Source organism: Acidovorax sp. GW821-FHT10A04 (assembly GCF_059415825.1).
This window is the reverse complement of record NZ_JBWKNZ010000015.1, coordinates 1-12,389: the sequence shown is the minus strand read 5'-3', so window position 1 is coordinate 12,389 and position 12,389 is coordinate 1. Positions and strand designations below refer to the sequence as shown.

The 12,389-nt window shown below is 60.4% G+C and carries 17 protein-coding genes; 12 read left to right on the top strand and 5 right to left on the bottom strand.

All coding sequences use genetic code 11. The annotated features are described in order from the left end of the window. The first annotated feature begins 31 nt into the window (after positions 1–31). The 3 genes from AC07PF_RS25875 to AC07PF_RS25865 all read left to right on the top strand — a co-directional run bounded on the left by AC07PF_RS25875 (position 32) and on the right by AC07PF_RS25865 (position 2,347). Positions 32–919 (top strand): transposase, encoded by an 888-nt coding sequence (locus tag AC07PF_RS25875; RefSeq protein WP_494613773.1) that lies wholly within the window; start codon positions 32–34, stop codon positions 917–919. 171 nt (positions 920–1,090) lie between these two features. Continuing rightward, positions 1,091–1,450, top strand: coding sequence for a hypothetical protein (locus AC07PF_RS25870; protein ID WP_494613772.1), 360 nt, complete (start codon positions 1,091–1,093; stop codon positions 1,448–1,450). A 495-nt stretch (positions 1,451–1,945) separates the two neighbouring features. Further along, entirely contained in the window at positions 1,946–2,347 is a 402-nt protein-coding gene (locus AC07PF_RS25865) for a hypothetical protein (RefSeq protein WP_494613771.1), read from the top strand. A gap of 830 nt (positions 2,348–3,177) precedes the next feature. Here AC07PF_RS25865 and AC07PF_RS25860 read toward each other — a convergent pair. Beyond that, positions 3,178–3,303, bottom strand: coding sequence for a hypothetical protein (locus tag AC07PF_RS25860; RefSeq protein WP_494613770.1), 126 nt, complete (start codon positions 3,301–3,303; stop codon positions 3,178–3,180). 15 nt (positions 3,304–3,318) lie between these two features. On the opposite strand from AC07PF_RS25860, the gene AC07PF_RS25855 reads away from it, so the two are divergent. From AC07PF_RS25855 to AC07PF_RS25840, 4 genes are all read left to right on the top strand, one after another. Further along, complete coding sequence (locus tag AC07PF_RS25855) at positions 3,319–3,519, top strand: hypothetical protein (RefSeq protein ID WP_494613769.1); 201 nt, start codon at positions 3,319–3,321, stop codon at positions 3,517–3,519. Between the two features lie 8 nt (positions 3,520–3,527). Next, positions 3,528–3,992 carry a hypothetical protein gene (locus AC07PF_RS25850; RefSeq protein WP_494613768.1) on the top strand — a complete coding sequence of 155 codons (465 nt, stop codon included), beginning with the start codon at positions 3,528–3,530 and terminating at the stop codon, positions 3,990–3,992. 43 nt (positions 3,993–4,035) lie between these two features. Next, positions 4,036–4,431: a hypothetical protein gene (locus tag AC07PF_RS25845; RefSeq protein WP_494613767.1), complete on the top strand. Its 396-nt coding sequence runs from the start codon at positions 4,036–4,038 to the stop codon at positions 4,429–4,431. A gap of 84 nt (positions 4,432–4,515) precedes the next feature. Further along, positions 4,516–5,217, top strand: a complete 702-nt coding sequence (locus AC07PF_RS25840; RefSeq protein WP_494613766.1) for a hypothetical protein — start codon at positions 4,516–4,518, stop codon at positions 5,215–5,217. A gap of 413 nt (positions 5,218–5,630) precedes the next feature. On the opposite strand, the gene AC07PF_RS25835 is transcribed toward AC07PF_RS25840, so the two are convergent. Continuing rightward, on the bottom strand, positions 5,631–7,049 hold the full coding sequence (locus AC07PF_RS25835; RefSeq protein WP_494613765.1) for a TAXI family TRAP transporter solute-binding subunit: 1,419 nt from the start codon (positions 7,047–7,049) through the stop codon (positions 5,631–5,633). Positions 7,050–7,303: 254 nt separating this feature from the next. Between AC07PF_RS25835 and AC07PF_RS25830 the strand changes: the two genes are divergently transcribed. From AC07PF_RS25830 to AC07PF_RS25815, 4 genes are all read left to right on the top strand, one after another. Next, positions 7,304–7,987 (top strand): gamma-glutamylcyclotransferase, encoded by a 684-nt coding sequence (locus AC07PF_RS25830; protein WP_494609562.1) that lies wholly within the window; start codon positions 7,304–7,306, stop codon positions 7,985–7,987. Positions 7,988–8,075: 88 nt separating this feature from the next. Continuing rightward, positions 8,076–8,354 (top strand): hypothetical protein, encoded by a 279-nt coding sequence (locus tag AC07PF_RS25825; RefSeq protein WP_494609561.1) that lies wholly within the window; start codon positions 8,076–8,078, stop codon positions 8,352–8,354. A gap of 85 nt (positions 8,355–8,439) precedes the next feature. After that, positions 8,440–9,063, top strand: coding sequence for a hypothetical protein (locus tag AC07PF_RS25820; protein WP_494613764.1), 624 nt, complete (start codon positions 8,440–8,442; stop codon positions 9,061–9,063). Between the two features lie 51 nt (positions 9,064–9,114). Next, complete coding sequence (locus AC07PF_RS25815; RefSeq protein ID WP_145697802.1) at positions 9,115–9,441, top strand: hypothetical protein; 327 nt, start codon at positions 9,115–9,117, stop codon at positions 9,439–9,441. A 21-nt stretch (positions 9,442–9,462) separates the two neighbouring features. Here AC07PF_RS25815 and AC07PF_RS25810 read toward each other — a convergent pair whose 3' ends face one another. From AC07PF_RS25810 to AC07PF_RS25800, 3 genes are all read right to left on the bottom strand, one after another. Next, positions 9,463–10,509 carry a hypothetical protein gene (locus AC07PF_RS25810; RefSeq protein ID WP_494613763.1) on the bottom strand — a complete coding sequence of 349 codons (1,047 nt, stop codon included), beginning with the start codon at positions 10,507–10,509 and terminating at the stop codon, positions 9,463–9,465. A 47-nt stretch (positions 10,510–10,556) separates the two neighbouring features. Continuing rightward, a complete protein-coding gene (locus AC07PF_RS25805; protein WP_494613762.1) occupies positions 10,557–10,721 on the bottom strand; it encodes a hypothetical protein in 165 nt (54 codons plus the stop codon). A gap of 107 nt (positions 10,722–10,828) precedes the next feature. Beyond that, the gene (locus tag AC07PF_RS25800; protein ID WP_494613761.1) at positions 10,829–11,521 is read right to left on the bottom strand and encodes a glutathione S-transferase family protein; all 693 of its coding nucleotides are present in this window, start codon (positions 11,519–11,521) and stop codon (positions 10,829–10,831) included. Between the two features lie 81 nt (positions 11,522–11,602). Between AC07PF_RS25800 and AC07PF_RS25795 the strand changes: the two genes are divergently transcribed. Next, complete coding sequence (locus AC07PF_RS25795; RefSeq protein WP_494613760.1) at positions 11,603–12,037, top strand: hypothetical protein; 435 nt, start codon at positions 11,603–11,605, stop codon at positions 12,035–12,037. Positions 12,038–12,389: the final 352 nt, after the last annotated feature.

Genomic DNA, 12,389 nt, shown 5'->3' with positions numbered 1-12,389 from the left:
ATTCGCGGAGGTTCTGAAAACGGCAAGACCATTGCGAATCGAGTTCCCCGGTGCCATCTACCACGTGACCTCGCAGGGTGACCGGCGTGAGCCGATCGTACTGGGCGATGATGATCGCGAAGACCTGCTGATCGTTCTGGGTCAAGCGCTGCATCGGTTTGATGCCTGTGCCTTGGCGTGGTGTTTGATGGATAACCACTACCACTTTGTGTTGCACACCCGGCAGCCCAACTTGTCGCTCTTAATGCGCCACATCAACGGTGTTTATACCCAGCGCTTCAATCGGCGGCACGGCAAAGTGGGGCATCTCTTTCAGGGGCCGTACAAGGCCATTTTGGTGGACCGAGATGCCTACCTGTTGGAAGTTTGCCGCTATGTTGAGCTGAACCGGGTGCGCGCGAGTTTGGTGGAGCACCCGGCCCAATGGCCTTGGTGCAGTTACCACGCGCTAACGGGCCAGAACACGGCCCCTGAATGGCTGGATGTGCAAGCCGTCTGGGGCTATTTGCTGGGGCGTGATCCAAAGGATGAGAGGGCATGTGCCCAGGCCGCGCAGGCCTATGCCGCGCTGGTGCAAGCGGGGCAAGGGGTTCAGCTATGGGCCCAGGGCCTGCGCCAGCAGATGTACCTGGGCGATGATGACTTTGTACTGCGCATGCAGGCGCTTGCCAGCGACCGTACCGTTAGCGCCAAAGAGATTCCAAAAACGCAGCGCGCCAGCCCCAAGAGCCTGCAAGACTGGCTGGCCTTGTGCCCCACGCGCGACCAGGCTTTGGTGCAGGCGCACTATGCATCACAAATCAGCCTGTCGCAGATCGCGCGCCAGTTGGGCTTGTCGGTCTCGCGCGTCAGCCGTATTGTGTCGGCGCAGCGGACATTGATGCTGGGGGCCGCGACGGACCTGCGACCGGAGCTCTAGAAGGCAAAAGGCAAGACCTGACCCCAATGCCCGCTTGACCCCAATGCCCGCTATTGTTGACGGTTTTGGGCATGCAACTGGCCGAGCAAATTCTGGAAATCCAAAAGATCCAACGATCGATTACGACCCTTGGCGAAATAAAATTAGACCAATTAAAAATAATTAATTCACATGAAGCACAAGTTGGCTATTCAATTGCTAGGGGTTTTTGCCTTTTTTTCAGGTTGTGGAATTTTTTTGATTTCTATTTCAACTCTAAATAAAGTCAATATTTTTCATTTAGTTTCATCGATTGTTATTTATATTGCGGGAGTAGGGCTGTTGACCTATCCCGTTGAAGGGGGGAAGAGGGGCGCCTATTTTTTGGCGACGCTCATAGCTCCATTGACATTCTTCGGGGCTTTTTTTCTAGGGGATCTTGTAAGAGAATTGGGGATATGGTTGCCATTTGTAGTTGAGCTAGGGGTCTCGTTTGGGATTGCTTTGTTGCTATCATTTTTGATAATAAAATATATGTCCATAAATAAATGATAGAGATTGGATTGAAATTACACCCGGGAAGGGTGTCGGGTGTTGCTTTTCGATGCGGTGACGATGACGATGAAGGGGCCAGTCTTGCTTTTTGCCTCGATTCGATAAAAACTCTCATCCACGGTCAAACTGAATCGTGATTTTGCGGAGGTCCTGAAAATGGCAGGAACATCGCGAATCGAGTGGATGGAGGGGTCAGGTCTTGCCTTTTGCCCCCAAGCCATAGAAACTCCTCTCCATCCATCACCAAACTGAGCCGTCAGTTTGCGGAGGTTCTGAAAATGGCAAGACCACTGCGAATCGATTTCCCCGGTGCCACTACCACGTGACCTCGCGGGGCGACAGGCGTGAGCCCATCGTACTGGGCGACGATGATCGCGAAAACCTGCTGAGCGTTTTAGGGCTAGGATGCCGAAGTCCTCGAAAGAACTACGACCAGAGTTAGAGGGTGGAGAAAGGCAAGTCTGACCCTATTGCCCGTTACTGAAAGAAAGCATGGATGCCAATTCGCTTGAGATAGGTGCAACTTACTATCGAATTACATACGCCGACGTGGCTCAAACAATGCTGGGCATTGAGCCGTTGGTATACGCAGGAATGAACATATCTGACCCACCTTCTGACGAATCGGCCAAGTACTACTTCCAGGACGCGGTTTCTGTAATGCGGTTTGGATTGGGCGTCCGGTGGGGACAAGAAGTGCAACCCGCTGACGAGACGTCAGATCTGAATCCGGACGATGATGAAGGGCGTGTGTATTGGGTCCATGACGCGAGCGAGATAGGCGAGGGGATAGTTGACCTACTGGCTCTTCCCGCCGAGATTGATCGAACTATTGAACGAGCCAAAGCGTTGGGCTTTCCGAAGTTATCGAAGGCGAAAGGAAAGTGGGTTTAGCTGCCGCATCCAGATCCTTGAGCACCTTGGACTGGACCGTAGGGTTAGTTTCCAGCCTGCCTTCAATCTCGCGCAGGCGGCCGTACCAGAGGAGCCCGCGTAACTGGTACGGCGGTGGCACGATGAGCCCGGTGATCAGCAGGCCTGGCACCTCCAACGCGCGATGAGGAGCGGCCCAGGTTGGCGGATCGAGTGCAGCGCCATGGGGCTAGCGTCGCTGTCAATCGCCCAACTGGGTTGCGGCGCAGCTCAATACCTTTCTTGCACCTGTGGCCTTGCTGGAGGACACTGGCGCAATCAACCTCCGATCCGCTTGCGCAAGACGGAAGAAACCTGTCCAAAACATGAAAAATCCCGTTTGTGAGGTCTCTTGAAATCTCTCTCTTCATTGCTCAAGCTTCAGTTCTGCATTGGATTCATCGGGGCATTGGTCCTCACTCCATTTGTGTACGTTTGGGAGTTGGTGTGGGGTGATATCAGTCTCTTTGGATCTTTCTTTTTGCTGGGAGTGGTCATGGCTATTTGGTGTTCGCTTCTGTTTGGCGGTGTGTTTGTATTGGCTGGATTGGTGGCTTTTCCAGTGCTGAAATTCCTGCAGCGTCGAAATATAGTTCAGGATATTTTTTAGAGACTGTGTCTGAGAAATAATCGGTAGGTTGGGTCTGGTGTGGCTTTTGGTCCTGATGAATTTATGAATAAAATTTTCAAAGAGTTCATGATTTGGAAGTATATCGAAAGGGCTTCGGCTGTCCGGTGTTCTTGTCTCAATGGTTTGACAGCGGGTCAATTCGCTGTCCAGAGTGCAGATTTTTTTCGTTTTCCGTTGAAACTCAATTTAAATAATGATTTTGCACGGCAATTTGCGGAACTTCCCATTGAGATTTCGCCACTTCTGCGTTGCGCACGGTTTGACTCGCTTGAGTAGTTTGTGCTTCACCATGAGCGTAAATTTTCATAGGGTGGATAATAAAATGAATACCAAGCAAAAAAACATTGCGACAGCTTTATTCATGACGGCTGGAGCGATGGATGGGGTGCTTATCATGGTTTTGATGATGCCCGAACGAGATCATGGTCTTTCGGAATTGAAGCTGGGCCTGGCGATTGGGGCATCCATGGGGTACGTTTGCTTCCGGGTTGCGATGCATTTCTTTGACAAGCACGGCCGATAGAGCGCGGAATGGTTGTTAATGGCATCAAAAATTCTCCTCCGCCTGCGATAGGCAGTGAGCGCGTTATTGCCTATGCTATCGTTGATAGGTCAATGCGTTACACAGGGACACGGCGTCTGTACGTTGGGGAAAAACTGCTCGGTAGAATGCCCAGAATCGCGATCTGCAAGAGTTTGCGAAAAGAGATGGGCGGATACCTCATTCTTTTCTGCGACAAGCACTGGCGGATGCTGGGTGTGAGCGGTGCCGAATCGTTGCGTGCGGCAAAGAAAGAAGTTGAGGGCTACTACCTTGGGATCGAGTCAAAATGGGTCGCGGTAGATACTCCGGTGAAGGCGGCCAAGCAATGGCTGGCGGCACAGTATCCGCAAGATGTATGCAGCTTCTGCGGGCATTTTTCTTATGATGCGCGGGTCATGTTCCTTGGCCCAAAGGCTGTCGTGTGTTCAAACTGCGTAGAAGCGTTTGCATAGGAGTTGAAGAAAGGAAGCGAATCTGAATAGGCCAGGAGAAGAAATGGACTCTCACTTCGAAGAACTTTTGGAGCAGGTCTACTCGTCGTGGTTGCAAACCATGGCGTCCGCACATGGCCCCGGTAGCCACAGGATTGACATGGAGTTTATCGAGCAATTCTATGATTCGGAAATAGCGCCTGCCGCTGAGGCCTCGGGCAGCAGGCTGCTGATCCAGCTGGACTGGATTCTGTATGGTGCAGTATGTTCTGTCTTGAAAGCGGCGCACGTCGTTCGCCTGGATGAAATTCGAAAGGATCGCTTGAAGGAGCGATTTCACCATCTACTGCTGACTGTCGGGATCCCGCAATTGAAAGGAGAAGCAGAGGCAGATGGCTCGCTCGATCTTGAGGAGCTTGCGGCCTATCTGGGGCGCAGCGGACTGGCTGAAATAAAATAAACCAACGCAGATTGGAATTGCGAATCTATTTTGGGGCCATGTACTTTTGGCCGTAGTGCAGCGGCCCGTTGATCGCCAATACGTATGAAAAAACTACTGCTCAGCATCCTTGCTATTGCGCTTTGCGCGCTGTGTGGCTGCGATCAATCCAGCACCTCGGCACCGAGCAACCAAGCACCCGCTGCTCCCACTCCGACCGCATCGGCGCCAGTGCAGAGTCGTGCGCCAACGGCGTCCAGCATCAGCGAAGCGCGCTTGCTGGACGACCTTCGATCCCAGGATTTCGATCGCGTTATCCGGACCATGAACGATGCCAAACGCGCGCGGTACGCAGGCCATTTGACGCCCATCTTTATCGGCTTCTGGAATGGGACGGACTTGCATGGAGTCGACCCCAATTTCCTGAACCTTCCGCGGATTCGGATCGAAATCGCGGATGTGCTCGCACAGCAGGAGAAGAACGGCTACCAGGGGTTGGACAAAACCGCTTTCGCCCAGTACGCCCGGGGCCTGATTACCTCCAACGACACGCAGGTCGCAAACCAGGCCATGCTGGTGCTCGGCATCGCGGGCAGCGCTGCCGACATGTCACTGCTGGAAGGCATGGCCGAGGACATTGCAGAGAGCCGGTTTCGCGCTGCTGTCATCGCCTTGGCCCGCAACTGCAATACCACCGACCAGCTTCTTGAAAAATTGAAGGCCAGCTTGAAGGAGGCATGGCGCAAGGATTTCCTGGCGGAGATCCGTGAGAGTTCCGGCCCCTTGCGGGTATGCCCGTCTCGCTAGCCCGCATGGATTTGTCAGGGGCGGTTTGCGAATGCAAGTCGGGCGCACTGTGGCTGTCTGTGCGAGATGGATTTGCGCTTTCTTTCAATAGGCAAGCATGACGCAACGGGTCTTCAGATTTCTCGCAGCACTGCTTGGCTGCATCGCTGCAAGCCTTTTCTTTCTTTCATGGGCCATGCAAACGCTCTGGACAGCGTCTTTCCACGGCCAAGACAACGCGCAGTGCGCCGTATGGTTTTACGGTCAGACGGCTGCCGGCTTTCTTTCGGCTGTGGGTGGAGTCGTAATCGTTTGGAAGTGGTGGCAAGGGCTGCCAGCCGCAAAACGCCGAGAAAGAAAGGCTGAACACCACCGATGGCCAATGAGGCCGTCGCGGGAGTCGAGGTCTCGGGATTTGGCCGACCTCAGTATCGTCAAGAGGTGGCCGGCTGTCCGGGTTCCACCCGTTGAGTTCCACCCGCCGGGCCTGTTGGCTGCGCCGCAGGCGCCTCCTCCGCCACACCCCCCGCCTGCACCCTGAGCAACTTCCTGCGCACCATCTGGATATGGTTGCGCAGCGCATACAGCTCGTCCGCATACGACAGCGGCACGCTGATCTTCTCCACCTGGACCTCCAGCGCGTCCAGGGCCTTGAGCATGTCGGGGTGGCCGGCGGGGTTGGTCTCCAAGGTGTCTTCGATCTCGCGCAGGCGGCCGTACCAGCGAAACACGCGCGAGCGCACGCGGAACTGGTACAGCGGCGGCACGATGCGCGACAGGGGCAGCAGCACGGCGATCAGCAGGCCCATCACCAGCCACATGCGGTCGATCAGGTTGGCGATCCAGAACGGCAGGTAGCGCTGCATCATGGGCACGGGCTCGTTGATGGCGCGCTCGCCCTCCTTGGCAATGGGCAGCTCGCTGTGGCGGGTGCTGGGGAACTCGCGCGCGCGGTTGAACCAGCTGGCGCCGCCGTGCAGCTTCTGCGCGTTCTGCGCAAACAGCGTGAGCAGGGCAGGGTGGGTGCCGTCGCGTGCCAGCAGCGAGGTGGTGGTGGCCACCAGGCGCGCGTCCAGCGGCGGGATGTTGCTGGCCAGGTCGACCACGCCGCGCGGCAGGGTCACCGGCGTCAGGTAGGGAAAGCGCCGCGCGTAGGCCTCGTGCTGGGCAAAGTCCATCAGGTGCACGCCGGGGGTCTGCAGCAGCATCTGCACCATCAGCGATTCGGGGGCCGAGGCGAACACCAGCGCATCGAGCTTGCCGTCCAGAAAAGCCACGGTGGCGGGCGTCTGCTCCAGCTGCGACAGGCGCACCTGTTTGGGCTCCACGCGGTTGGCCTCCAGCAACTGCTCCGTCAGGCGCGGCACGCCACTGCCTTCGGACCCCACGTTCACGCGCAGGCCGCGCAGCTGGCGCAGGCTGTCCAGCCGGCCAGTGGCCGTCACGCGCAGGGCCGAGTCGGCGCGGTAGAACAGCCAGATCGGCTCGACGAACAGGCTGCCCAGCGATGCCAGGTTGTCCGGGTCATCGGGCAGCAGCTCGGCCGTGCCGCCCTGCACAAAGGCCAGGTCGGCCTCGCCGTCGCGCAGCAGCTGCAAATTGTGCGACGAGCCCGCGCTGGGCTTGAGCACCACCTCGATGCCATCGACCGCCAGCGCCTTCTGGTAGCGCTTGCCGAATTCTTCGTACGCGCTCTGCGCCGGGCCGGTGGCCAGCGTCACCGTCTTGGGCGGGTTGGGGTTGAGCCACCAGTAGGCGGCGATCAGCAGGCCCACGGCCAGAAAGGCCAGCGGGCCGGCCGAGACGATCAGGTCGCGCAGCGTGAGGAAGGTGTTGCGTAGGGCCTGGGGCATGGGGGTGGGTACAAAGGAGGGAGGGGGTGGTCTTGTTCTGGCTGCGCCGGCGCTGGGCCGATGGTGGCGGTACCTGCCGCCCCCGATTGGCGATGGCGCGATTATCCGTGCAGGTGGCCGGGCGCTGGTCGGGCGGGCCGGGTTCAAGGTATCCCAAGGTATCCATTCGTACGGCCGGGCCTGCGGATCGACACGGCCATGGCAAACTTGCGCCTTCTCCTCTCTCACGAGCGATCCTGGCGTTCCCTTGCTCCATGACCATCCTGACCCGCGAGAACCTCCGCAACGGCAGCTTGCGCCGCCGCATGAATCTGGTTGCCCACCCGGGGTGGTCCGACGAGCGGGTGGAAGAATCCTTTGCCCACGCCTGGGACAGCCGGCCCGAAGGGCCCACCTGGGTGTTCGGCTACGGTTCGCTGATCTGGAACCCGCTGATGCCGTTCGAAGAGCAGCACACGGCCACGCTGGCGGGCTGGCACCGCAGTTTTTGCCTGCGCTCCATCTCCGGGCGCGGCAGCCCCGAGCGCCCGGGCCGCGTGCTGTCGCTCATGCCCGGCGGTGCCGTACAGGGCGTGGCCCTGCGCCTGCCCGAGGCCGATGCGCGCGACGAGGTGCGCATGCTCTGGACGCGCGAGATGACCGGCGGCGGCTACCACCCGCAGTGGCAGGCCGTGCAGCTGGAGGACGGCCGCAGCGTCACCGCCATCACCTTCGTGGCCAACCCCGACCACCCGCAGCACGAGCACGACGCCTGCGCCGAGACCGTGGCCCGCCTGGTGGCGGTGGCCAAGGGCGTCTTCGGGCCCAACATCGACTATGTGCTGTCGCTGGACCAGGCGCTGCGCGAGCGCGGGCTGCACGACCCGTATGTGGAAGCCATCGTGCAGGGGATCCGCGAGGCACAAAGCCAGGGGCAGGAGCAAAAGCAGCAAGGCTAGGACCGCATTGTCCGCCGGCAGGCAGGCGACAATGGTGGCCAACTGCGCCATAACCCGCCCCCGTTTTCTTTTTGTACCCTCCGCCCGCATGCCCGCCATCCACGCCGCCATTCCCAGCCGCACCCTGTTGATCGCCGTCGACCCCGATGGCAGCTGGTCCCTGGCGGACGAGGGCACGCCGGGCTCGGCGGACGTGGACTTCCGCCTGGAGATCACCGATGACGGCGGCAGCGGCTGCCTGCTGGTGTGCTCGTCGCTCGATGGCCGGCTGGCCGCCGACCACTGGTTCGCCACGCTCGGCGAAGCCCAGGCCTTTGCGGCCGATGCCTTTGGCATCGAGGCACAGGAGTGGGGCAGCGGCGGCTGAGGGCCGCCGCAAGCCGGCCCGCCCGCCCTCCCAGGACACCCTGCGCGTTGTTTGTTGTTTGTTTTACCCGGACAAAGACCTTTCGATGATCCAGCCCCCCATACCCTACGAGCCCGTGGAACCCGCCACGCAACCTGCGCAGCTGGCCGCCGACGACTACGACGATGCGGAGACCACACAGCCCGCAGGGCTCGACGAGGGATCTGCGCAGCCCGCCGAGCCGGACCAAGACGCCCCGGCCGAAGTGGTGCGCCTGATCGCCGCGCTCACTGCCGTACCGGGCGTGACCCAGGCGCAGCTGGACAACACCTACCTGCCCGAGGTGGCGCTGGTCGACCTGTCGCTGCCCAACGGCCCGCATGCCGACCTGCCGATTGCCGCGCTGCGCCGCTCCAATGGCGCGCTGGAGAACGAGGTGCTGCTGTCGCTGGAATTCCGCATCCAGCGCAACGAATCGGGGCTGCGCGCCGCGGAATTCCTGTCGTGGTGGGTGCGCGAGCAGTCGCGTCTGGGCGAGAACATGCAGCTGCGCACCCTGGGCCAGCCCCCCATGGTGGCGGGCGAGCAGCAGCTGGGCCGCACCCTGCGTTTCACCATCGACTGGTTCTATGCCGACACCTCCGAGGACATGGCCAACGTGCTCAGCGCCGTGGGCGGCAAGGCCCTGGCGCTGGAGCTGGCGACCGAGATGTACAAGGATGCGTTCTAGCCGCCGCGCACCCTTGGTGTGCCAGCGGCACGCCCGCGTGCGGGCTGCCGCATGATCATCTACCCCACCGAACTCATCGCACTGGGCCTGTGGCTGCTGGCGCCCGCGCTGGCGCTGGGCCTGCTGGTGCTCTATGCCGTGCATGCCCGCTTCGGTGCCCGCATGGGCCTGCGCCCCTGGCGGGCTGCCAGCCTGCTGGTGGTGTTCGGCATTTCCCTGGCAGCGATACTGCTGGTGTATGCGCCTGCAGAAACGGCGCGGTCCCTGGGGCTGCGCGACATCCGCATCCTGGGTTGGCAGACCTTCTGGGCGCCCGTGGGCTTTGTGGCCGAGTTGCTGGCGCTGCCCATGGCGCTGTGGCTGGGCCGGGGGCGGTGATCCAGGCCCAGCCATCTTGCTTCAAATTGGCGGTTTTATATTGTCCAGCAAGGCGCGAACCGATTGCAAGGATTGCGAGGACGGATTTTTCTCGATGAACTCGTATGCCTTCGAGCGAGCCTTCGATATCTCAGCAGAGTATGTTTTTTCCATTGCCAACTCTCTCCCGCGGGCCGATATGAGAAATGCGATCGCGAAGCGAGGATCGGTATCCGCCATTTGCAGCTTGTCAAAAATGACTTGGTCGTTGGGCCTTGCTGAGGGGCCTTTCTTTTCGAATTCGCTCATGGCGCCGAGCCACTTTTCTACGCGAATGGCTTCAAACATGCTGAACGCGGTGGGCGCTCCAGTGAACAAAGGTTCGTTGGCTTTGAGGAAGCTCTTGAGCGCACCCAATTCGGCGGCGGTCAAAGCGCCCGCGTTTCCTCCGCTCATGTAGTCTGCAACGATGTCCGATGCATAGCGATTATGGCTTTCCGCCAGTTCCTTGATCATCGAGGCCCGGGTGTCCGGCGGTGCGCCAGGAAAGGCATGGGCCAACTCTCCGTAGTAGTCGTCGAAGCTCAAGAATTTCTTTTTGTAGGATGCGGAGAGATTGTCCAAGGTATTGTTGTCGAAAAGAAGGCGTGAATGGCTCAATGCCAACTCTCGACCTACCTTGGCGTCGGCCTCTGCCCAAATCAACTCCGTCAGAGTGGCTGATATCTTCTCTCTCAGTTGCTGATCTTCTGTATTGAAGTATGCTGAATTATAAAAACGTGCCAATCGCGATCGCTCTTGCGGATCCTTGCTGTCCTTGAAGCGTTGGCTTATCTGGTTGATCATGCTGTCGCTTGCTGGTATTTTTTTGGACAAGAGTATGTCCAATTTGCTTGAAAGATCACCCGCGCCGGCAGAGTCGATAAGCGAAGACAATGACTCCTGATTTTTATCGTGCGTGCTTGCGCTTTGAGCTTCAGCCGCAAGCATCGCCCAATTGGGCGGATTGAGGGGGGCTTCATCTCCCTTGAGATTTATCGCCGCATATACCGCCACGCCGGCCAGGCCGACGATCAAAACAGTAGCCATTATTTTCCTCAAAGATGCAGTGCCGTGGAGATTAATCCAAACCATGGTCAGTCGAGCTGCGTGCGCCCCCAGTGCGAATTCGAGCGAGCGCGGGTCTGCCGCACCGATTCGCCCTCGCCATTGAAGTTGAAGCTCCAACTGCCACTGGCCTGGCTGGGGTAGTGGATCAAGCGCCGGTAGCGGTTGCCGGCCCAGCCCAAGAACCTGTTCACGCTCTTTGCGGGGTCGCGCAAGTCCCTTGCGCCCGGCACAGCAGGGTGGGCCAGTCGATGGCGGGCAATTGGTGGCCGGTGGTGTTGCGCATGGGGCTCTGCCTCGCTCAGTCCCGGTCCGGCGCGCCCAGCGGAAAGTACGGCCGGAAATACCGCGCTTCGTCCACCGCGCGTGCGAACGAGGGGCGCGCCAGCAGCCGTGCGCGGTAGGCACGCAGCACCGGGTAGGCGTCGGCGATCGGGTGCGTCCAGTCCGCATAGAACAGCGAGGGCGCCGCCGCGCAGTCGGCCAGCGTGAAGTGCTCGCCCGTGGCCCAGGTGCAGCCGGCCAACCGGCCTTCCAGCCAGGCGTAGGCGCGGTCGAGCTTTTCCACGGCCAGGGCCATGCCGTCCTGGCGCTTGACCGCATCGCCGGTGAGCGCGCCGTTCACGGCCAGCTGCATGGCGTTCATCACATGCAGGTCGAAGAAGCGGTCCATGAAGCGCACGCCGAGTGCGTCCACCGGGTCGCTCGGAATCAGGCGCACCGGGCCGGGGTGGGCGATCTGCAGGTACTCGATGATGATGCTGGTCTCCACCACATCGCGCGCGCCATCCACCAGCAGCGGAAACTGCCGCAGCGGCCACTTCGCCAGCCATTCGGCCGCATGCTGCGGCGCATCGGGCCCCAGCACGCGGAACTCGAAGGGCGTGGCGTTTTCGTACAGCGCGGTCAGCACCTTCTGCGTGTACGACGAGAAGGGGTGGCCGTAGAGCACGAGCGGCGGGGCGTTCGAAGGGGCCGGAGCAGACGGGCTCATGCAGGACTCCTGGGGATGGGGTGGCTGGCGGGCATGGTACCGCCTGGGACTATATTGCCGGTCAGCCACGCCCGCCATGGAATGAAACACTTTCTCCAACAACTTGCCATCGCTGCCCTGGCCTTGCTCCTGATCGCCGCGGCGGGCCTCTTTGCGCTGTCGCTTCTGTTCCCGGATCTGTGCGGCAACAGGGTGCTTGCCGAGGCCGTCTCGCCCGACCAGCGCCTCAAGGCCGTGGTGTTCCAGCGCGACTGTGGCGCGACTACGGGATTCTCGACGCAGGTGTCGGTCATCGCTGCCACGGATGCCTTGCCCAATGCGTCCGGCAACCTCTTCTCGGCCGACAGCAACCGGGGGGCCGTGCCCGTCAGCGCGGCGGGCGGGCCGGTGGTGCAGGTGCGCTGGGCGTCGGGCCGTGCGCTGGTCCTCGCGCACCACGCGGGCGCCCGTGTCTTCACGCAGAAGGATTCGGTGTCCGGGGTCGCGGTGGCGTACGAGCAGCTACCCGCCAGGTAGCCTGTGGTGCGCCCGCCGGTAGCAGCGCAAGCTGCTCCTGCAGTCCATGGCGTGCAGTGCCAGGCCGGGCCGGGCCGCTAGGCTGGCTGCATCCACTTGACGAGGTGTTTGCATGCCATGGCCACTTGCCGCGCGCTGCCTGTTCCTTGTGGCCCCGGCTGCCGCCAGTGCTGCTTGTTCTGCATACTGGTACGCGTCACCGTGGCCCAAGCCTGTGGGCTTGCCCACCATGGGCTTCGCGCTGGAGTGGCCAGGGCGTGTGATCATTCATTTCGCCCCCGCGCTGGCCCCGGCATGCGGATGGATGCGCGAAGCGCGGCGCAGCCCATAGTGGACTATGGGCAAGCCGAGC